Here is a 20134-nt window from a genome sequence, read left to right as displayed (position 1 = left end):
CATCGAGGATTGGGAGCGTCATGAAGGCCGGAGACGGGGCGTCTGAGCGCGCGAGCGCGGATTTCGGCTTCGAGCGCGTGGCGCTCGACGAGAAGCAGGGGCGCGTCGACAGCGTCTTCCACTCGGTCGCCCGCCGCTACGACATCATGAACGACCTGATGTCGGCGGGCCTGCACCGGGCCTGGAAGGCGCAGCTCGTCTCGATGCTGCGGCCGCCGCAGAACCGCGCCTTCGCGCATCTCGACGTCGCCGGCGGCACCGGCGACGTGGCCTTCCGGGTGCTGGCCGCGGGCGGTTCGCGCACCCGAGTCACCGTCCTCGACATCAACGAGTCGATGCTGCGGGTCGGCGCCGAGCGGGCGCGGGAGCGCAAGGTCGACGAGGCCGGCGACCGGATCGCCTTCGTGACCGGCAACGCCGAGGCGCTGCCGCTGCCGGACGCGTCCTTCGACGCCTACACGATCGCCTTCGGCATCCGGAACGTGCCGCGGATCGAGACGGCGCTGGCCGAGGCGCGGCGGGTGCTGAAGCCCGGTGGGCGCTTCCTCTGCCTGGAATTCTCGGCCGTCGACATCCCGCTGCTCGACCGCATCTACGACGCCTACTCGTTCAACGTGATCCCGCGCATCGGCGCCCGGGTGGCCGGGGACGCCGAGTCCTACCGCTACCTCGTGGAGTCGATCCGGAAGTTCCCGACCCGCGGCGCCTTCGCGGGCATGATCGAGCGCGCGGGCTTCCGGCACGTCACCGACCGGGCGCTGACGGGCGGGATCGTGGCGATCCATTCGGGCTGGAAGGTCTCTTGACCGCCGCCGCGCGCGACGGGAGCCAGCACCGGTGATCAGCGCCGCCGTCAACTTGTTTCGCGGCGCGCGGGTCGGCTTCGTGCTGGCCCGCGAGGGCGCCCTCGCCCTCGTCGACCCCTCTGAGCTGCCCCCGCACCTGCGCCTCGCCCTGCGGATCGGCCGCTCCCTCGAGCGGCCCGGCCTCGACGACGGGGCGGCCCGGCTCTCTGCTGCGATGACGCGCCTCGGCCCGTCCTACGTGAAATTCGGCCAGTTCCTGGCGACGCGGCCCGACATCGTCGGCATGCGCGCGGCCTTCGACTTGGAGAAACTGCAGGACCGGGTGCCGCCCTTCCCGCAGGCGGTCGCGCTTCGCACCGTCGAGGCCGCCCTCGGCAAGCCCGTGAGCGCCCTGTTCGTGTCGTTCAGCGAGCCGATCGCCGCCGCCTCGATCGCGCAGGTCCACAAGGCGATCGTGCAGGATCCCGACGGCACGCAGCGCGCCCTCGCCGTGAAGGTGATGCGGCCTGGCGTCCGCGAGCGCTTCATGCGCGACCTAGAGGTCATGCGCTTCATGGCGCGGGTGGTGAACGCCCTGTCGCCGCAGGCGGAGCGGCTGCGCCCGCGCGAGGTGGTGGAGATCCTCGCGCGCTCGGTGCTGATGGAGATGGATTTCCGCCTGGAGGCGGCGGCCGCCTCCGAGCTCGCCGAGAACACCAAGGACGATCCGGACTTCCGTGTGCCGAGGCCGGAATGGGAGCTGACCGCCCGCGAGGTGTTGTCGGCCGAGTGGATCGAGGGGACCCGCCTGCACAGCGCCGAAGAGCTCGCCGCCCGGGGGCACGATCCGCAGACAATCGGCCGGACCGTCATCCAGAGCTTCCTGCGGCACGCGATCCGCGACGGCTTCTTCCACGCGGACATGCACCAGGGAAACCTGCTGGTCGATGCCGAGGGCCGGCTGGTCGCGGTCGATTTCGGCATCATGGGCCGCCTCGGCCCGAACGAGCGCCGGTTTCTCGCAGAGATCCTGCTGGGCTTCATCCTGCGCGATTACCGCCGGGTGGCGAAGGTCCATTTCGAGGCGGGCTACGTGCCGGCCCACCACTCCGTGGAGGATTTCGCGCAGGCGATCCGCGCCATCGGCGAGCCGATCCACCAGCGCCGGGCCGACGAGATCTCGATGGCCAAGGTCCTGACCCTGCTGTTCGACGTCACGGCCCTGTTCGACATGAGCACCCGCACCGAGCTGGTGATGCTCCAGAAGACCATGGTGGTGGTGGAGGGCGTCGCCCGCTCCCTCGACCCGCGCCTCGATATGTGGACCACGGCCGAGCCGGTCGTGCGCGCCTGGATCGCCCGCAACATGGGGCCGGTCGGCCGGGCGCAGAGCGGCCTGGACGCCCTCAAGGTCGTGTCCGACGTCGTCGGCGACATCCCGGACCTTGCCATGCGGTTGAAGCGCGTGCTGGTCCGCCTCGACGAGGCCGGCACCGGCGATGCCCGCCGGCTGGAGCGCTTCGCCCGCAACGAACGCTACCGCGCGATCTGGTCGACGCTGGCCCTGTGGGGCATCGCCGTCGGCGCGCTGATGCTGGCGTTCCGGGGTCTCTGACGCGGCACCAAACCCGATCCGGGACCGGGACCGCGCGTCGTCCGCGGGCGCTCAGCCGGGCTCGGGTCCCTGGGCGAGCGCGTCCTCCGCTGTGGGGACCAGGGCACGCAGCTCGCGGGCCAGCTCCTTGAGCCCGGTCGAGCCCTTGGCGAGCACCCTGTCGGCCTGACCGGCCAGACGGCGCCGGTCCTCGGCCGTGATGTCCTTGGCGGTGAGCACCACCACCGGCACGTCGCGGCTGTCAGGCCGGGCCCGCAGCGCCCGCAGGAACGCGAATCCGTCCATCTCGGGCATCATCAGGTCGAGCAGGATGAGGGATGGGCGCTCCGTCTCCAGGGCTGCCAGAGCGCGCAGGCCGTTCTCGGCCTCGCGGACCGGGAAGCCCTCGCGCGCGAGATAGGCGCAGACGTGCTCGCGGACGTCGGCCTCGTCCTCGACGACGAGGATCGCGCCGTCACCCGAGGCGAGGCGGAAGCGGTCGACGATCTGGCGCAGGCTTCCCCAGTCGATCGGCTTCTGCACGTAGTCGGTGGCGCCGAGGGAGAAGGCGAGGTTCTGCTCGTCCAGGACCGTCACCATCACGATCGGCGTCGCGCCGATCTCGCGATCGGCCCGGATGGCCCGCAGCACCGCCCATCCGTCCATCTGCGGCATGGTGACGTCGAGGAGCACGGCCCGCGGATGCAGGCTGCGAGCGAGATCGAGCCCGCGCCGCCCGTCCTCGGCGACCGTCACCGAGAAGCCCTCGCGCTCCAAGAAGCGCGCCAGCAGATCGCGGGTGGCGGCGTCGTCGTCGACCACCAGGATCGTCCCGCGGTCGCCGTCTCCCGATGCGGCCGGGTCCGCGTCCTCGGCCGCGGCGGCCTCGAAACGGTCCGGCAGCGTCAGCGTGAAGGCGGTGCCCTGCCCCTCGCGGCTGTCCACGGTGATCGAGCCGCCCAGCATCTCGGCGAAGGCCCGGGTGATCGCGAGGCCGAGCCCGGTGCCGCCGAACCGGCGCGTCGTGGAGGCGTCGGCCTGGGTGAACCGCTCGAACAGCTTGCCGACCTGCTCCCGCGTCATGCCGATGCCGGTGTCGGTCACGCAGAAGCGCAGCGCACCGTCCGCCCGGGCGACCGCCAGGGTGATCCGGCCATCCTCGGTGAACTTCGCGGCGTTGCTCAGGAGATTGATCAGGCACTGCCGCAGCTTGGTCACGTCGGTATGCGCGCTGCCCAGGCCCGGTTCCAGCTCCAGCGCCAGGGTGTTGCCCTTCTTGGCGACAAGACCCTCGACCGTGACCGCGACCTCCTGCACCACGGCGGCGACCTCGAAATCCTCCGCGTAGATCTCGACCCGGTCGGCCTCGATCTTTGAGATGTCGAGCACGTCGTTGATCAGGCCGAGGAGGTGGCGGGCGTTGGTCTCGATCTTCTTCATGTCGGTGACGAGATCGGCCTCGCCGATATCCTCCAGCTCCTCCTGCACCATCTCGGAATAGCCGATCACCGCAGAGAGCGGGGTGCGCAGTTCGTGGCTCATATTGGCGAGGAACTGGCTCTTGGCCGCGTTGGCGGCCTCGGCCGCCGCGCGCGCCGCCTCGATCGCGGCCTCGGCCTCCTTGCGCTCGGTGATGTCCGTGTGGGTCCCGACCCACTCCCGCAGGGTGCCGTCGGGTTCGAGGATCGGGACGGCGCGCACGCTCATGTGCCGGTAGGTCCCGGAGGCGGCGCGGATCCGGTGCTCGGTGGCGTAGGGTTCCAGGCTGGTGACAGCGCGGGTCCACGCGGCGCGGGTATGCGCACGGTCCTCCGGGTGGACCGCGTCGAGGAAGCCGAGCCCCGCGTAGGCGGCCTCGTCCTGGCCGGTGAAGCGGGTCCAGGCCGTCTGGCGGCGATGGAGGCTCCCTTCCGGGTTGGCGGTCCAGACGATGGCGGCGCTCGCCTCGATCAGCGAGCGGAAGCGCTCCTCGCTCCGGCGCAGCCGGGCCTCCGCGAGGTGGCGGATGGTCTCGTCGACCACCACGAGGCCGACGCCCTCGACGCTCTGGTCGGCCGCCGCGCTCTCCTCGCCCCGGAGCGGATAGAAGCTCATCGAGAAATGCCGCACGCCGCCCGGCGCCGAGGGGGTCGGCACCGCCACCGGGACGTTCGGCGAGACCAGGCCTTCCGTCAGGGCCGCGGCCAGCTTCGGGGCCAGCTCCTCCCGCAGCGTCGGGAGCATGGCCCAGATCGGCGCGCCGAGATCGGCCCCGAAGCCGCGCTCGCTCATGGTGGCGAGCGCCCGGTTCATGTGCCGGATCTTCAGGTCACGGTCGAGGAAGCCGAGCCCCACCGGCGCGTTGGCCAGCACCCCGTCGAGGAGGCGGGACATCCGCAGGGATTCCTGCCGTCGCACCAGGGCGAGGCGCGCCAGCAGCACGATCGCTCCGAGGGCCGCCGCCGCGGAGAGGAGGAACAGCAGGAGTCCGCGCCACGCTTCGCGCGCCTGGATGGTCGCGAGCTGCTCCAGGGTCGCGGCCTGCCGGGCCGCCGACTCGGCGCGGATCGCGTCCATCAGCTGCTTGCCCTCGCCGGTGCGGACGAGGTCGATGGCGGCGTCGAAGCCCCGGTTCCGCCGCGCCTCCACCACCCGGGCGGCGAAGTCGCGCTTCTGCGCGATCAGCCCGGCGAGCGACGGGCCGCCGGCTCGGACCGACTCCTGCGCGGCGGCGCCGAGGCCGGTCAGCTCCGTGTCGATCTTGGTGAGGGCGGTCGTGTAGGGACGGAGGTAATCCTCGCTGCCGACCAGCACGAAGCCGCGCTCCCCGGTCTCCAGGTCCTTGACCTCGGAGATCAGGCGCTCGATCCCGGCGATCGTCGCGTTCGCCCGGGCGGTCGCGGCCCGGTCGGTCTCGCCGGTCACGTAATTGGCCGTGCCGCTGCCCAGGGCGACGATCAGCAGGATGAAGGCGACGGGCGAGCCGAGGAGCCAGCCCAGCGGGCCGGCGCCGCGCCAATTGCGCCGGCGCAGGCCGAAGATCGATCCGGCGCGCGACGGGGCGCTCACGTTTCCACCAGCCCGGTGGTGGCGCCCGACGCCTCGGAATCCGGCCGGCCGTGCGGCTGGCCGAGATATTCCCGCGACCGCATCTCGATGAGGCGCGAGACGGTCCGGTCGAACTCGAAGGCCTCGCGGCCGGTCCGGGCGGTGTAGAGGTCCTGCGCTTCGGCGGCCGCGGAGGCCACGAGCTTCACGTGCCGGTCGTAGAGCGTGTCGACCAGCGTGATGAAGCGCTTGGCCTCGTTCCGCTCCGCCTCGCCCATCACCGGGATCCCGTCGAGGATCACCGTGTGGTAGGCGCGGGCGAGTGCCATGTAGTCGGAGGCGCCGAGGGGCTGGCGACAGAGATCGTCGAAGCCGAACCGGGCCACGCCGGTCGCCTGCTCGGGAACCGCCACGGCCCGGCCGTGGACCGTGACCGTCGCCGGGAGGCCGCGAGCCTTGCCGGTCAGGGCCTTGAAGGCGGCGTCGAGGGCCGCGCGCGCCGCCGCGTCGGCGGGGACATGGTAGACCGCCGCGCCGCCGAGCTTCTCGAGCCGGAAATCCGTCCGGGAGTCGAGGCGGACGACGGTCACGCGTTCCTGGAGGTTCGCCACGAAGGGCAGGAACAGCGCCCGGTTGAGGCCGCCCTCGTAGAGTCGGTCGGGCTCGACGTTCGAGGTCGCGACGACGGTGACGCCGCGCCGGAACAGATGGTTGAACAGGCGACCCAGGATCATCGCGTCGGCGATGTCGGTGACAGTGAACTCGTCGAAGCACAGCAGGGTCGCCTCGTCGGCCAGCTGGTCGGCCACCGGTCCGATCGGGTCGTCGCCCTTGACGGTGCCGGCCTTCAGCGCCTGACGGTAGGCGTGGATCCGCTCGTGCGCGTCGGCCAGGAAGCCGTGGAAATGGACGCGCCGCTTCGGCTCCGGCGCCGCCTCGTGGAAGAGGTCCATCAGCATGGTCTTCCCGCGCCCGACTGAGCCCCAGATGTACAGGCCCTTGATCGCCTCGGCCTCGTCCTTGCGACGGAACAGCCACCCCAGGGCGCTCGTCTTGCTGGCCCGCTTGCGGCGCTGGAGGTCGACGACCAGCCGGTCGAGGGCGCGCACGAGGTGCGCCTGGGCGGGATCGCGCTCGATGGCGCCGGTGGCGACCAGCGCCTCGTAGCGCTCGTGGACCGGGCCGGGCGAGACCGCACCGGCGAGCGCCGCCGGCGACGGGGCGATGGGCTTGCCGGATCTGTCGTTCACGCCGCCGGTTCCTCGCTGCTGATCGCGGTACCGGTTCGGCACCCCCTGCACCCGCGTCGGCGGTCAACGACCCGGGGCCTGTTCCAGTGCCGCGCAAGCTCGGCCTGAATCAAGCCCGCGGCCGAACAGCCGCGGGCAAGCGTCCCATTGAGGCGTCCCATCGAGGCGTCCCATCGAAGCCTCCCATCGGTCCCACGCATGGCAGGCCCGCGGCCGGCCGGCCCCGCACTCTGCTGCATTGCACAATGAATACGGGGATGCGACATCCCGGCGGTCTCTTGGGAGGAGCGTCCGGATCACCCCGCGCGGCAGCGCGCACGAACCGGAGCTTCATCATGGCGGTACAAGCCCTCGATGGGCCGACCCACACCATCCGGCGTCTCTGGCCGGCGGACCGCGCTGCGGTCCTCGACTATTTCCTGAGGCTGGATCCGGAGACCCGGGCGAGCCGCTTCATGGGCAATGTCAGCGAGGCCGGAGTCCGGGCCTACGCCGCGCAGGCGCTGACCGCGGAGGGCGTGATGTACGGCGCCTTCGTGGGCGGCGTGCTGCGCGGTCTCGCCGAGTTGCGGCCGATGGGGCCGGGCGCGTCCCGCTACGCCCTGGGGCCGCACGCTGAGGCGGCCTTCGCGGTCGAGCAGACCTTCCGCCGCAAGGGGATCGGGGCCGCCCTGTTCGCCCGGATCGCCCGCGCGGCGCGGCATCGCGGCGTCAAGGATCTCCACGTCCGCTGCCTGTCGGGAAACGGGCCCATGCTGCGGCTCGCGGCCAAGCACGGGGCGGCCCTCCAGCACGAGGGGCGCGAGACCGAGGGCGCCCTGCACCTCGCGCGTCCGACGCCGTTCTCGCTCTGGTACGAGGGGATCGCGGAGGCGTTCGACTTCACCCTGGCGGCGGGCTTCCCGGAGCGGGTGCAGGCCGGGCGCTGAAGGCAGGCTCAGCCGGCGATGTCGCCGACGAGGGCGAAGGTCAGGAGATCCACGGACGTCGCCCCGCCGCGCAGGAGCGCGCGGGCGGCGGCGTTGCCGGTGGCGCCGGTGGTCATGACGTCGTCCACGAGGAGGACCCGGCGCCCGCGGACGCGGTGCTGCTCGGCGGAAGCGACCCGGAAGGCGCCGCTCAGGTTCTCGGCCCGCGCCGCGCGGCTCAGGCCGACCTGGGATCGCGTGGCCCGCACGCGCACCAGGGCCGTGGCGACGCACGGCCGCCCCGCCGCATCCGCGATCGCCCGCGCCAGCAGGGCGGACTGGTTGAAGCGCCGCCGCCACAGGCGTCCGCGATGGAGCGGTACCGGCACGAGGCACTCGGCCTCGGCGATCAGGGTCCGGCCGCTCGCGGCCATCATCCGGGCCATCACGCCGGCGAGATCGAGCCGGTCCTCGTATTTCAGGCGATGGACGAGCCGCCGCGCCACGGAATCGTAGAGGGCGACCGCCCGGGCGCGGCCGAAGACCGGCGGTTCCGCGATGGCCCGGGGCGACACCAGCGGGCCGACCCCGAGGTCGACCGCGAAGGGCGTACCGTAGCGCTGGCACACCGGTTCCTCGATCAGGCGCAGGCTCGACCAGCAGGACGGACAGAGGGCGCCCGGGTCGGCGGTGGCGCCGCCGCAGCCCGCGCAGGTGGGCGGGTAGATCAGGGAGACGACCCCGCGCGGCAGACCGCGCAGGGCCGTGGCGACGGCCTGGAAGGCCGTCATGCGCGCGACGCGCTCCCGCAGACCCGGCTTACTGGGCCGAGACGGGGCGCGCCTGCGGCGCCATCTGCTGCCGCTCGACCTGACGGTCGCGAGCGTTGGCGCGGTGGCGGCCGATGGCGCAGCCGGCCGCGGCGCCGACGAGGCCGTGATGGCCGGCGTAGTGACCCGCGATGCCGCCGACGATGGCGCCCTTGATGCAGCCCTTCGCCTCGGCGCCGCCCGCGGCGGCCAGGGTGGTGAGGGCCACGGCGGCCCCGACGAGCATGCGCTTCATGATGTGTGCTCCCTGAGGAATCTCGGCCGTTGGGCCGGTTGCAGCAGGAACAGCGACGCTCCCGAGTCGTTCCAGCATCCTAGCGCAGCTCACGAGACCGTGCGCGGCGACGGTGGCGCGACGCGACCGCAGATGCCATCTGCCCCCCGATGGATGCTCCCGCCGCCCTGTTCGACACGCGCCTCGCCCGCCGCCGCCTCGCCCGTGCCGGGCGCCTCGGCTACCCGGGCTTCCTCCTCGACCGCCTCGCCGAGGATCTCGACGACCGGCTCGGCGCCGTCCTGCGCAGCTTCGTCTCTGTTCTCGACCTCACCACGCCGCGTCCCGTGGCGACCCGGCTGCTCGCCGCCCGCTATCCGGCGGCGCGGCATGTCCGCCTCGCGGCCCTGCCGGAGCCGGACGGCGACCTGATCGTCGGAGATCCCGAAGCGCTGCCGCTGGCGACCGGGAGCCTGGACCTCGCGGTGTCGCTGCTGGCCCTCCACGCCGTGAACGACCTCCCCGGCACGCTGATCCAGCTGCGCCGCGCCCTGCGGCCGGACGGGCTGTTCGTCGGCTGCCTGCTCGGCGGCGCGACGCTGACGGAGCTGCGCCAGAGCTTCGCCCAGGCCGAGAGCGAGGTCGAGGGTGGGGTCAGCCCCCGCGTGGCGCCCTTCGCGGCGGTGCGCGAGGCCGGCGGCCTGCTGCAGCGGGCGGGCTTCGCGCTGCCGGTGGCCGATACCGACACGCTGACGGTCCGCTACGCCGACCCGTTCGGCCTGATGCGCGACCTGCGGGCCATGGGCATGACCAACGTGCTCACCGAGCGGCGGCGGACGCCGCTGCGGCGGGCGACGTTGCTGCGCATGGCCGAGATCTACGCCGAGCGGTTCTCGGACCCGGACGGTCGCGTGCGGGCGACCTTCGAGGTGCTGTGGCTCTCGGGCTGGGCGCCGCACGAGACCCAGCAGAAGCCCCTGCGGCCCGGGACCGCGAAGACGCGCCTCGCCGACGCGCTCGGGACCGTCGAGTTGAAGCCCGAGGGAGGGAACACGCCATGAAGCTGCCCGGACCGGACCACCCGATCACCGTCGAGCCCGAGTCCCGCCGCGTCCGCGTCGTCGTGGCGGGCGCCGCGGTCGCCGAGACCCGGAACGCCCTGCGGCTGCAGGAGGCTCAGTACCCACCGGTCTTCTACGTGCCGCGAAGCGACATCCGCGCCGATTGTTTCGTCGCCTCGGCGCGGACGAGCCACTGCCCGTACAAGGGCGACGCCCACTATTTCGACCTCGTCGTCGACGGCGATCGGCGCCCCGACGCGGTCTGGAGCTACGGCGACCCGTACCCGGCCGTCGCGGCAATCCGCGACCACGTGGCTTTCTACCCGGACCGGGTCGACGCCATCGTGCTGGAGGACTGAGCCGGCCGCGCGTCCGGTTCAGTCGCGCACGAGGCTCCAGAACCCGTGCTTGCGGCCGTGCGCCCGCCGCAGAGCAGCGCGGTAGGCCTGCGGATCCGGATCGACGTCGCCGGTCGCGATGCGCCCCGCCAGGGCGTCGAGCTCCGCGAGGTAGCGCGCGCCGTGCGGGTAGGCGGCGCTGCGGCCGGTCTCGAGGATCGAGTCGAGGAGCCGGCGATACAGGATCGTCGCGGCCCGGGGGTGATCCTGCGCCAGCGCCTCGGCGACCGGCGCCAGCACCGCGTACTGGTCGCCCTGCCAGGTCTCAGGCCGCGCGACGACCAGCGCGGCCGCACGGCGCAGATCCGGCCAGGCCGCCAGGAAGGCGAGCGCCCGGTGCGGCTGCGGGAAGGCCTCGGCGTGGTCGAGGGCGCGCCGGAGCGCCTCCTCGTCCTCGAAATCCGGAAGCTTGGCGAGGAAGGTGCGCAGCATCGGCGCGTCGAGTTCGCGCTCGAACCGCCCCCAGCGCAGGGCCTGCGCCTCATCGCCCCGGCCGAGCGCGTCGAGGATCTCGATCTCCAGCGCCTGCCGTTCCCGTTCGGGTCCGCGCAGGTCGAAGCCGGCGATCAGGTCGGCCCGGGTGGCGATTCGCAGACCCGGATCCTGCATGCGCCGGATCCAGTCCAGCGCCTCGGCGGCGCGCCCCGCGCCGAGGAGCCGCCGGGCAATCGCGACGCGGTTCTCTCGCCCCGGCAAGGTCGCCCGCTCCAGGGCGATGAAGGTGTCGGTGTCGCCGCGCCGGTCGGCGACGGCCTGGCGCAGGCGCAGGATCTGGATCCGGGCCGCCTGCCGGTGATGGGTCGCGTCGCGGCGGGGATCCCCACCCTGCGGCAGCGCCGCGTCGGCGGCGGCGAGCCGGTCGTCGATCTCCGCGAGGGATGGCTCGGGCAGCGCCGGGATCATCTCGCCCAGGACGGTTCCGAGGGGGCCGAACGGATCCGCCGCGAACGGCTCGACGAGGCGCGCCGCTACCCGGGCGGCGTCCTCCGGCGGCAGGGCGCCGGCGATCTCCACGAAGGCCGCTGAGGCGCGGTCGAACACGCCCTGCACGGCGCCGGTGCTGTCGTCCACGCGGTTCAGGACCGCGTCGGCGCCGTCGAGAAAGCGCCGGAGCCGGTCGAGCGCGGCCCCCGGATCGAGGGGCCGCAACTCGTTGAGGATCACCGTCACGGTCGTGTTGAGGTCGGCCGCGAAGGTCCGGCGCTTCTGCCAGTCGATGTAGCCCTGGGCGCCCTCGAGGGCCGTCAGCCGCCGGTCGACGATCGCCGCGACGGCCTCGGGGCCCTGGAGCGAGGCGAGCGCGGCGCTCACTAGCTTCTTGAAGGCCGGGTTGCGCCCGGTCTCGCCGAGGATCAGCGCGATCAGCCGGTCCGGGCCGAGCGCCGCCAGCGTCTCCGGCGACGGGGTCGTCCGCCGCGCGCCCTTCGGCAGGGCGGGCGCCCTGCGACCGGCCGGCGCCGCGGCCGGGGTCACGCGCCGCGCACGCGCCACGAGATTTCCCGCCGTTGCGGACGATCGCGCATGTCCGTCCCGTCCGCCGCGGCTACTCCACGACCCGGGCGCGGGGCCGGTCGCTGCCCTGCGCGGTCTCGTCGTGCCAGCCGCCGGCCTGATCCTGGTAGCGGATCCCCTCGGTCGACCCGGGGACCTGTTGCTCCGCCGCCGCGGCCTGCGCCGCCTGCAGCGCCTCCTCGCGGCTCGGGAACGTCTCGGAGAACACGTCGCCGACCTTGTAGGCGAAGCCACCGTCGTGCTCGACGATGCGATAGGTTACCTCGGACATCACGCCTCCTGTACGCGCCCTCATCGTTGACCGCGAACCCGCCGGACGCGCCTGGGTTCCAGGCGACGGGGACTCGGCCTCCGATCCGCCGGAAAGTGGCCCTAACCCGGCTCGGTCCCGGCACGCAGACGACGACGATGCAGCTTCGCCCGATCCTCGCCCTCGCCCTTCTCCTGGTCGCCCGACCCGCGAGCGCCGAGGAGGGCTTCCTCGACAAGCTGTTCGGCGGCTCCGGGCGCGGGGCGCCGCCGAACCCCTTCGCGTCGAACTATCCCTCGGCGCCGCCGACCGCGGAGGAGGCGCGCGCCGCCCGGGAGCGGCGCTCGGTCCGCGGCGAGCGCGGTTCGCCGGCCGGTCCCCTGCCCCCGGGGCGTATCCCGGAGGAGTGAGGCGCCTCAGGCGTCCCCGACGACGCCGGCCTCGTCCTGCGCCTGCAGCACGTCCGGGCGCGGCATCGAGATGATGTTGTAGCCGGCATCGACGAAGTGGACCTCGCCGGTGACGCCGCCCGAGAGCGGCGACAGCAGGTAGAGGGCCGAACCGCCGACATCCTCCAGGCTGACCGTGCGCCGCAGGGGCGCGTGCGCCCGCTGGTGGTTGAACATCAGTCGCGCGTCGGCGATCCCGGCCCCGGCCAGCGTCCGCATCGGACCGGCGGAGAGCGCGTTGACCCGGATCCCGTCCGGGCCCAGGTCGCTCGCTAGGTAGCGCACCGAGGCCTCGAGCGCCGCCTTGGCGACGCCCATGACGTTGTAGTTCGGCATGACCCGGGTCGCGCCGCCGTAAGTCAGGGTCAGCAGCGAGCCGCCCTGGTTCATCCGCTTGGCCGCGCGCTGCGCGATCTCGGTGAACGAGAAGCACGAGATCGTCATCGTGCGCACGAAATTCTCGCGCGTCGTCACGTCGACGTAGCGGCCCTTGAGCTGCGCCTTGTCGGAGAAGCCGATGGCGTGGACCACGAAGTCGAGGCCGCCATCGAATCGGGCGTCCAGGGCCTCGAAGGTCGCGTCGACCGAGGCCAGATCCTCGACGTCGCAGGGCAGGACGATGTCCGAATCGAGCTTGGCGGCGAGGGGCGCCACCCGGCGGCCCAGGGCCTCGCCCTGGTACGTGAAGGCCAGTCGCGCGCCCTGGGCGTGCAGCGCCTTGGCGATCCCCCAGGCGATCGAGTGATCGTTCGCGACGCCCATGATCAGGCCGCGCTTGCCCGCCATCAAACCCGTCATGCCGACTCACATCCTGACCGACCACGCCGGACCCGCGAAGCGGGTCCCGACCGCGGTCGCGACCAGCGAACCGCGGCAGGCTGCCTTAACGCGGCTCGCGCCGCGATCCAAACGCGACACCGGCAGACGGCGGGCAAAAAAAAGCCCCGCCGGCGGGCGGGGCGTTTGTGGCGTCGTAGGCCGGGCTCAGAAATGCCCGTCCGTGTGGGAATCGGCTTCTTCCAGCGCGGCCTGCTTCGCGTAGATCGCCGCGACACCGGCGATCATGAGGCCGCCCAATGTTCCGAAGATGAAAGTCCCCATCGCCACCACCAGATCTCAACAGCGGGTAAACGCCGGCCTGTGGCCGGCGGTTCCGCGCCGGGCGATCAGGCGTCGACGTGCTTCAGGACCAGGGTGGCGTTGGTGCCGCCGAAGCCGAAGGAATTGGTCAGCACGTGGCCGAGCTGCGCGTCGTCCCGGCGCTGTTGCAGGATCGGCATGTCGGCGAAGGCCGGGTCGAGCGTGTCGATGTGCGCGCTCTCGCAGATGAAGCCGTTGTTCATCATCAGCAAGCTGTAGATCGCCTCCTGCACGCCGGTGGCGCCCAGGGAATGGCCTGTCAGCGACTTGGTGGCCGAGATCGGCGGGCAATCCTCGCCGCGGCCGAACACCTCGCGGATCGCCTCGATCTCCTTGTCGTCGCCGACCGGGGTCGAGGTGGCGTGCGGGTTGATGTAGTCGATCCGCGCGCCCTTCAGCCCGTCCAGCGCCTGGCGCATGCAGCGCACGGCGCCCTCGCCCGACGGCGCGACCATGTCGTGACCGTCCGAGGTGGCGCCGTAGCCCGCGACCTCGCCGTAGATCCGGGCGCCGCGCGCCTTGGCGTGCTCCAGCTCCTCGAGGACCAGCACGCCGGCGCCGCCCGCGATGACGAAACCGTCGCGGTTGGCGTCGTAGGCGCGGGAGGCACGGGACGGCGTGTCGTTGTACTTCGACGACATGGCGCCCATGGCGTCGAACAGCACCGAGAGCGTCCAGTCGAGATCCTCGCAGCCGCCCGCGAAGATGATGTCCTGCCGGCCGCCCTGGATGATCTCGGCGGCGTTGCCGATGCAGTGATTCGACGTCGCGCAGGCGGAGGAGATCGAGTAGTTCACGCCGCGGATCTTGAACCACGTCGCGAGCGTCGCCGAGGCGGTCGACGACATCGCCTTCGGCACGGCGAACGGGCCGATGCGCTTGGGACCCTTGTCCCGCGCGATGCCGGCGGCCTCGACGATCACGCGGGTCGAGGGACCGCCCGAGCCCATGATGATGCCGGTGCGCTCGTTCGAGATGTCGCCCTGATCCAGGCCGGCATCCTGGATCGCCTGATCCATGGCGACGTGATTCCAGGCGGTCCCGCCGCCGTGGAAGCGCATCGCGCGCCGGTCCACCACGCCCTCGGGATCGAGGGTGGGCGCGCCGGAGACCTGGCTGCGGAAGCCGTGCTCAGCGTAGCTGGCGTCGCGCGCGATGCCCGAGCGGGCCTCGCGCAGGGAGGCGAGCACCTCCTGCGTGTTGTTGCCGATGGACGAGACGATGCCCATCCCGGTGATGACGACACGGCGCATGATGGTGACACTACCTCCGTCGCGGTCCCGGTCGCCCGGGCCGCGTCACGGTCAGCTAAGGTGACGCGGACACAATCTCAACCGCCGAGACCGTCCGGCGTTGCGGCCAAGCCGCGAACCGGACGTGCGGCGGCTGCGGCTCAGCTCTGGAACAGGCCGACCCGCATGTCCTGGACCTGATAGACGCGCTCGCCGTCGGCCTCGAGCCAGCCGTCGCCGATGCCGAGCACGAGCTTGCCCTGACGGACCCGCTTCACGTCGACATTGTAGACGACCTTCTTGATCGTCGGCAGCACCTGGCCGGCGAGCTTCACCTCGCCGACGCCCAGGGCGCGGCCGCGGCCCGGCGAGCCGAGCCAGCCGAGATGGAAGCCCAGCATCTGCCAGAGGGCGTCGAGGCCGAGGCAGCCCGGCATCACCGGGTCGCCCTGGAAATGGCAGGGGAAGAACCAGAGGTCCGGCCGGATGTCGAGCTCGGCCGTCACGTGCCCCTTGCCGTGGGCGCCGCCCTCGGTCCCGATGGACGTGATCCGGTCGAACATCAGCATCGGCGGCAGCGGCAACTGCGCATTGCCGGATCCGAAGAGTTCGCCGCGCCCGCAGGCCAGAAGATCCTCGTAGGAATAGTGCGACCGGCGGTTCGCACCATGCGCTTGTGTCTCGGCGTCTGGCGGCATTGCGTTGGCTGTTTCCTCGGATGTGCGCGATCTTCGCGTCGCGGGCGACTATACTCGGCCCATCGGCTGGCGCGCGGGTTAGCACGGGGCGCCGCGCCTTCAAAGCCTGCAGCCGCGGGTATGCGGCAACGCTCGGGTTGCGACTGTCCGACCACTTCAATATACTGAGGAGACATCCGTTCCTTCAGGCCCCTCGTCGAGCGTTCAGTCCAGCGATGTCCGAACCGGTGCCATTCCAGGCCGTCTTCAACGGCCGGGTCCCCGCCCCCCAGTTGGAGGCCAACGGGACTCCGCGCCGCGGCTGTCCGCTGTCCGACCTGCGCGACCGTCTGCGTCGGGCCGGCCTGCGCCCGACGCGGCAGCGCCTGTCCCTGGGCTGGCTGCTCTTCGGCCGCGGCGACCGCCACCTGACGGCGGAGATGCTGTACGACGAGGCGATGCGCGCCAAGGTGCCGGTCTCGCTGGCGACCGTCTACAACACGCTGCACCAGTTCACCGAGGCCGGGCTCCTGCGCCAGCTCGCGCTCGACGGGTCGAAGGCCTATTTCGACACGAACCCGACCGAGCACCACCATTTCTACCTGGAGGACGAGAGCCAGGTGATCGACATGCCGGATTGCGGCATCACGGTCGATTCGCTGCCCGAGGCGCCCGAGGGCATGGAGATCGCCGGGGTCGAGGTGATCGTGCGCCTGCGCCGCAGCCGTCCGGCGGGCCGCCGCCAGGGCTGAGGCCCGGGTCCAACGCAGTACGCGAGCGACGCGAGGCCCGGCATCGTCCGGGCCTTGGCTTTTTCGGGCTGCCGGCGTGCCGGGAGCTAGCGCGCCGCCCGGAATGACGGACGGGCGCCGTCGGGGCGCCCGGACCGCTATTCCACGACCTCGTTCGGGTAGACGCCCCACAGGCGATTCTGGCGAATGTAGCCGTCGACGTCCCGCTTGTTGGGAAGCGCGACGATCATGCGGCACCACGTGCCGGTGCAGCTCTTGACGCTGCCGATCACGCCGGTCTGGAGCTTGGCCTCGTCGTCGGCGCCGTCGTCGGCCTTGGCCCGCAGCGACACGGCCGCCTTCTCGACACCCTTGTCGGGGCCGGCATTCACGATGGCGGTGCGGCGCCCGGACAGCAGCGAGTGCAGCACCCAGCCCTCGGTGCCCTCCGAATCGCGGATCCTGCGCCAGGTTTCGAACTCGCCCACGATCTCGACCGGCAGGCCGGCCCGCTGGAACACCCAGAGCGTCCTGTGATCCTTCGAGGGGCCTTCGCGGAGGTTGACGCGATCGGTCTTCAGGCTCGCGTAGCGCGGCAGCGGCAGCTTGGTCACCGGCCCGACCCCGGCCTCGGGGCCGGTCGGCGGCGCCGCGCGGGCACCGGTCGCGAGGCCGCCGGCCAGCACCGCCGCGACGGCGAGGCTGAGGCATGACACGCGCATGGTCGTCTCCCTATCCAGACGTGGCGTTGCTGGGCGCCGGACATGTCGAAAGCGGGGCCGGTTCGACACGCGGACCGGCCCGCATCCGATTGTGTTCCGGCCCACCTCTGGTAGAGAGGCCGATGGGTCGGAACGGGCTCCGGAACCGGCGCCCCGTGACCGATCCTGTCTGGCCGAGTTCGGTTAACGGACGCTTGCGGGACGCGGTCCGGGCGGGAGCCACCGGGCGCGAGCCGCGATCAAGGCCGCTGGGCTGACGGGGAGAGAGACGTGTCGAAGCGCAAGCCGCTGGTGGTCGTGACGCGGCGCCTGCCGGATGCCGTCGAGACGCGGATGCGCGAGCTGTTCGACGTCCGGCTCAATTCCGAGGACGCGCCGATGGCGCCGGACGCGATGGCGTCGGCCCTGCGCGAGGCCGACGTGCTCGTCCCCACCGTGACCGACGAGATCGATGCCGGGCTGATCGCCCAGGCCGGCCCGAACCTCCGCCTGATCGCCAATTTCGGCAACGGCGTCGATCACATCGACGTGGCGGCGGCACTGGAGCGCGGCATCACGGTCACCAACACGCCCGGCGTGCTGACCGAGGACACCGCCGACATGACGATGGCGCTGATCCTCGCGGTCGCCCGCCGGGTCACCGAGGGCGCGCGGATCATCCCGGACGACGAGTGGACCACGGGCTGGTCGCCGACCTGGATGCTCGGCCGGCGCATCACCGGCAAGCGCCTCGGCATCGTCGGCATGGGCCGGATCGGCCAGGCGCTGGCCAAGCGCGCCCGCGCCTTCGGACTGCAGGTGCACTACCACAACCGCCGCAGGGTGCCGGCCGCCATCGAGAGCGCGCTGGACGCGACCTACTGGGAATCCCTCGACCAGATGCTGGCGCGCGTCGACATCGTGTCGGTGAACTGCCCGCACACGCCCGCGACCTACCATCTGCTCTCGGCCCGGCGCCTCAAGCTGCTCAAGCCCGAGGCGATCGTGGTCAACACGGCCCGCGGCGAGGTGATCGACGAGAACGCCCTGGCGCGCCTGATCGAGGGCGGGGAGGTCTCGGCGGCCGGCCTCGACGTGTTCGAGCAGGAGCCCGCCGTCAGCCCGCGCCTCGTCAAGCTCGCCCGCCAGGGCAAGGTCGTCCTCCTGCCCCACATGGGCTCGGCGACCTACGAGAGCCGCACCGACATGGGCGAGAAGGTCATCATCAACATCAAGACCTTCATGGACGGACACCGGCCGCCGGACCGCATCCTGCCGAGCATGCTCTGAGCGGCGATCTCTGAGCCGCGGACGGCGGCGCCTCACAGCGCGTCGCCGGCCACCGCCTGAGGCTTGGACATGCCCTGCACGCCCTGGAAGAGCCGCTCGCTGGTCAGCTTGAGGAAGTAGAACCCGAATTCGGGGTTCTGGTAGTAGAGCTGCTTCACGTCCGAGTAGGACACGCACAGCGCGTGTCCCGCCTCGACGCAGACCAGCGAGGCGGTGCGGGCGTTGCCGGGCGACAGGAGCCCGAGCTCGCCGACGATCCCGCCTTGGCGCACCTCGAGGTCGACCTCCGGGATCCGGAACACGCCGCTCTCGATGTAGTACATCTCGGTGGCGAGATCCCCCTTGCGGAACACCACCTCGCCGATGCCGAACGGGCGTCGGGAGCCGAAGGGTCGGAGCCATTCCAGGGACAGGTCGTTCTCGGCGGCCGTCTCCACGTCCCGGACGAGGCGCAGCATCTGCCAGAGCCGGTACGCGTTGAACGGCATCTGGATCAATTCGGTCAGCACCACCGGCATGCTGCCGATCATGATGCCGTAGGTGATCACGGCGCAGCTCGCGCAGAGCGAGATGATCCGCAGCGGGATCATCGTGCTCATGGCCGTCGCCGTGATGGTCAGCGCCGTCCCGAGATAGCCGATGCCCTCGACCCAATCCATCGCCGCCCCCTGTCGCGTTTCGGCCGGGGGATGCCTGTCTTGTCCGGCTGCGGCAAGCGTTCCGGCAGGTTCCGCGCCGCGCGCGCTTCAGCCTGTGCCCGCCCGGATACGCTCGCCGGCGCCCGTCTGTAAGACGGCGGACACGGCCTCGGCGGCCCGGACGCCCTCCGCGTAGGCGCCCCCGACCGTGCCCCACTGCTCCCGGGACAGCGCCTCGCCGGCGAACCAGACGGTGTCGGCGACGGCGGCGCGGAGGGCCTGTCGCGCCGGGGCGTGGCCCGGCGGGACCACGGCCCACGAGCCGCGCGACCACCGGTCGTGGCGCCACGCGCTCACCGCGGGGATCGTCAGGTCGCGCAGCCGCGCCTGGCCGAAATGCTCGCCCAGGACCGCGCGGACATGGCGGCGCACGCCGTCCGCGCCGGATCCCGCGGCGTCGATCGCCGCGGCCTCGTGCAGGTCGAGTTCGTAGTAGTGGAACGGCGTGTCGTCGATGCGGGTGAGGAGGCCCGGCGGGGCGCGCCGCCCGCCGTGGATCGCCGCCAGCCGGTCGCGGCCGCGGAACGGACTCGATGGCCAGTGAAGAACCGCGTGCTCGTAGATGCCGGTGGTGAAGCCGTCGATGGCGGCGCGGACCGCGTTCGGCAGCGGCGGCGTGAAGGTCGGCCCGTCCCGGAGCACCATCATCGGCACCGTCACGATCACCGCGCGGGCGGCGTAGACGGTCCCATCCGCGCCGGTCGCGCGGACGCGGCCGCCCGACCAGTCGATCCGGGTCACCGGCGTCGCGAGCGCCACCGGCAGGCCGTCCGCCAGGCGGGCGACGTAACTGCCGTAGCCGTCGGCCAGGAAGTAGTTGTCGCCGTACTCCATGCTGGGGAAGTCGTGGAGCGAGACCGCCTCCAGCGGTCGGCCCGAGACGAGGCCGTGGACCTGCGCGACCCGGTCGCCCCAGGCACCGAGCCCGGGCGGCAGCGCGCTGGCGGCCGGCCGGTCGGGGCCGGGCTGCGCGGCGCCACGGGTCATGGCGCGGTCCGCGCGGTCGAAGGCGCGCGCGTTGGCCCGGACGTCGTCGGTGCGGCCCGGCCGGCCCCCGACCCAGACGTGGCTCTCCTGCGCGGCCCGGCGGAGCCGCTCGCCGCGCGCCCGGCCGAGCGCCACCAGGGGGTTGATCGGCCCGGCATGGAGCCAGTGGGCCCCGAGATCGAGGGCGTGGCCGCGCAGGGTCACCGTCAGGGCGCGGCCGCCGACGCGCTCCCGCGCCTCTAGCACCGCGACGGACACGCCCTGGGCCGCGAGCGTCCGGGCCGCGCCGATGCCGGCGGCGCCCGCGCCGATCACCAGCACCTCGGGCTTCTCGGGTAGAGGCGCGAGGCGCGGCCTGTAGGTGGGCCGGACGACCGGGTCGCTCCACCGGTGATCGGGC

Annotated in this window: 21 protein-coding genes; 8 read left to right on the top strand and 13 right to left on the bottom strand. The window is 72.3% G+C overall.

Annotated features, from left to right (window positions below; genetic code table 11):
• The first annotated feature begins 20 nt into the window (after positions 1 to 20).
• Both ubiE and ubiB read left to right on the top strand, forming a co-directional pair.
• On the top strand, positions 21 to 806 hold the full coding sequence (gene ubiE, locus BMY19_RS07115; protein ID WP_100251278.1) for a bifunctional demethylmenaquinone methyltransferase/2-methoxy-6-polyprenyl-1,4-benzoquinol methylase UbiE: 786 nt from the start codon (positions 21 to 23) through the stop codon (positions 804 to 806).
• 31 nt (positions 807 to 837) lie between these two features.
• On the top strand, positions 838 to 2400 hold the full coding sequence (ubiB, locus tag BMY19_RS07110) for a 2-polyprenylphenol 6-hydroxylase (RefSeq protein WP_100251277.1): 1563 nt from the start codon (positions 838 to 840) through the stop codon (positions 2398 to 2400).
• Positions 2401 to 2451: 51 nt separating this feature from the next.
• Here ubiB and BMY19_RS07105 read toward each other — a convergent pair whose 3' ends face one another.
• Complete coding sequence (locus BMY19_RS07105; protein ID WP_100251276.1) at positions 2452 to 5427, bottom strand: response regulator; 2976 nt, start codon at positions 5425 to 5427, stop codon at positions 2452 to 2454.
• Complete coding sequence (gene zapE, locus BMY19_RS07100; RefSeq protein ID WP_056529318.1) at positions 5424 to 6656, bottom strand: cell division protein ZapE; 1233 nt, start codon at positions 6654 to 6656, stop codon at positions 5424 to 5426. Before zapE ends, BMY19_RS07105 begins: the two co-directional genes overlap by 4 nt.
• A gap of 335 nt (positions 6657 to 6991) precedes the next feature.
• Between zapE and BMY19_RS07095 the strand changes: the two genes are divergently transcribed.
• Entirely contained in the window at positions 6992 to 7585 is a 594-nt protein-coding gene (locus BMY19_RS07095; RefSeq protein WP_020092128.1) for a GNAT family N-acetyltransferase, read from the top strand.
• An 8-nt stretch (positions 7586 to 7593) separates the two neighbouring features.
• Here BMY19_RS07095 and BMY19_RS07090 read toward each other — a convergent pair whose 3' ends face one another.
• Together BMY19_RS07090 and BMY19_RS07085 are read right to left on the bottom strand one after the other, a co-directional pair.
• Positions 7594 to 8355, bottom strand: a complete 762-nt coding sequence (locus tag BMY19_RS07090) for a ComF family protein (protein ID WP_020092127.1) — start codon at positions 8353 to 8355, stop codon at positions 7594 to 7596.
• Between the two features lie 28 nt (positions 8356 to 8383).
• Positions 8384 to 8629 carry a hypothetical protein gene (locus tag BMY19_RS07085; RefSeq protein ID WP_020092126.1) on the bottom strand — a complete coding sequence of 82 codons (246 nt, stop codon included), beginning with the start codon at positions 8627 to 8629 and terminating at the stop codon, positions 8384 to 8386.
• A 149-nt stretch (positions 8630 to 8778) separates the two neighbouring features.
• On the opposite strand from BMY19_RS07085, the gene BMY19_RS07080 reads away from it, so the two are divergent.
• On the top strand, positions 8779 to 9669 hold the full coding sequence (locus BMY19_RS07080) for a methyltransferase domain-containing protein (RefSeq protein WP_091676715.1): 891 nt from the start codon (positions 8779 to 8781) through the stop codon (positions 9667 to 9669).
• Complete coding sequence (locus BMY19_RS07075; RefSeq protein ID WP_056528925.1) at positions 9666 to 10028, top strand: DUF427 domain-containing protein; 363 nt, start codon at positions 9666 to 9668, stop codon at positions 10026 to 10028. The genes BMY19_RS07080 and BMY19_RS07075 overlap by 4 nt, the downstream gene beginning before the upstream one ends.
• Positions 10029 to 10046: 18 nt before the next feature.
• On the opposite strand, the gene BMY19_RS07070 is transcribed toward BMY19_RS07075, so the two are convergent.
• Both BMY19_RS07070 and BMY19_RS07065 read right to left on the bottom strand, forming a co-directional pair.
• Entirely contained in the window at positions 10047 to 11558 is a 1512-nt protein-coding gene (locus BMY19_RS07070) for a DUF6880 family protein (RefSeq protein ID WP_100251275.1), read from the bottom strand.
• Between the two features lie 52 nt (positions 11559 to 11610).
• Positions 11611 to 11850 (bottom strand): hypothetical protein, encoded by a 240-nt coding sequence (locus BMY19_RS07065; RefSeq protein ID WP_020092122.1) that lies wholly within the window; start codon positions 11848 to 11850, stop codon positions 11611 to 11613.
• A gap of 137 nt (positions 11851 to 11987) precedes the next feature.
• Between BMY19_RS07065 and BMY19_RS07060 the strand changes: the two genes are divergently transcribed.
• Positions 11988 to 12239, top strand: a complete 252-nt coding sequence (locus BMY19_RS07060) for a hypothetical protein (protein ID WP_042672450.1) — start codon at positions 11988 to 11990, stop codon at positions 12237 to 12239.
• A gap of 6 nt (positions 12240 to 12245) precedes the next feature.
• Here BMY19_RS07060 and fabI read toward each other — a convergent pair whose 3' ends face one another.
• From fabI to fabA, 4 genes are all read right to left on the bottom strand, one after another.
• A complete protein-coding gene (gene fabI / locus BMY19_RS07055) occupies positions 12246 to 13076 on the bottom strand; it encodes an enoyl-ACP reductase FabI (protein WP_091926719.1) in 831 nt (276 codons plus the stop codon).
• Between the two features lie 186 nt (positions 13077 to 13262).
• On the bottom strand, positions 13263 to 13388 hold the full coding sequence (locus tag BMY19_RS31600; RefSeq protein ID WP_272481342.1) for a hypothetical protein: 126 nt from the start codon (positions 13386 to 13388) through the stop codon (positions 13263 to 13265).
• Positions 13389 to 13444: 56 nt separating this feature from the next.
• The gene (gene fabB, locus BMY19_RS07050) at positions 13445 to 14671 is read right to left on the bottom strand and encodes a beta-ketoacyl-ACP synthase I (RefSeq protein ID WP_020092119.1); all 1227 of its coding nucleotides are present in this window, start codon (positions 14669 to 14671) and stop codon (positions 13445 to 13447) included.
• Positions 14672 to 14811: 140 nt separating this feature from the next.
• Positions 14812 to 15348: a 3-hydroxyacyl-[acyl-carrier-protein] dehydratase FabA gene (fabA, locus tag BMY19_RS07045; RefSeq protein WP_091676726.1), complete on the bottom strand. Its 537-nt coding sequence runs from the start codon at positions 15346 to 15348 to the stop codon at positions 14812 to 14814.
• A 215-nt stretch (positions 15349 to 15563) separates the two neighbouring features.
• Between fabA and irr the strand changes: the two genes are divergently transcribed.
• Entirely contained in the window at positions 15564 to 16079 is a 516-nt protein-coding gene (gene irr, locus BMY19_RS07040; protein ID WP_012319639.1) for a Fur family transcriptional regulator Irr, read from the top strand.
• 137 nt (positions 16080 to 16216) lie between these two features.
• Here irr and BMY19_RS07035 read toward each other — a convergent pair whose 3' ends face one another.
• Complete coding sequence (locus BMY19_RS07035; protein ID WP_020092117.1) at positions 16217 to 16780, bottom strand: SH3 domain-containing protein; 564 nt, start codon at positions 16778 to 16780, stop codon at positions 16217 to 16219.
• 270 nt (positions 16781 to 17050) lie between these two features.
• Here BMY19_RS07035 and BMY19_RS07030 point away from each other — a divergent pair, with 270 nt between their 5' ends.
• On the top strand, positions 17051 to 18049 hold the full coding sequence (locus BMY19_RS07030) for a 2-hydroxyacid dehydrogenase (RefSeq protein ID WP_020092116.1): 999 nt from the start codon (positions 17051 to 17053) through the stop codon (positions 18047 to 18049).
• Between the two features lie 32 nt (positions 18050 to 18081).
• Here the strand turns inward: BMY19_RS07030 and BMY19_RS07025 are convergent, their stop codons facing one another.
• Together BMY19_RS07025 and BMY19_RS07020 are read right to left on the bottom strand one after the other, a co-directional pair.
• Positions 18082 to 18708 (bottom strand): Crp/Fnr family transcriptional regulator, encoded by a 627-nt coding sequence (locus BMY19_RS07025; protein ID WP_056528908.1) that lies wholly within the window; start codon positions 18706 to 18708, stop codon positions 18082 to 18084.
• Between the two features lie 87 nt (positions 18709 to 18795).
• The gene (locus tag BMY19_RS07020) at positions 18796 to 20055 is read right to left on the bottom strand and encodes a flavin monoamine oxidase family protein (protein ID WP_244534859.1); all 1260 of its coding nucleotides are present in this window, start codon (positions 20053 to 20055) and stop codon (positions 18796 to 18798) included.
• Positions 20056 to 20134 lie beyond the last annotated feature (79 nt).

This window comes from Methylobacterium sp. UNC300MFChir4.1 (assembly GCF_900110155.1).
Taxonomy (GTDB): domain Bacteria; phylum Pseudomonadota; class Alphaproteobacteria; order Rhizobiales; family Beijerinckiaceae; genus Methylobacterium.
Note: the sequence above shows the minus strand (reverse complement) of the source record. Positions and strands in the feature narration are given on the sequence as shown.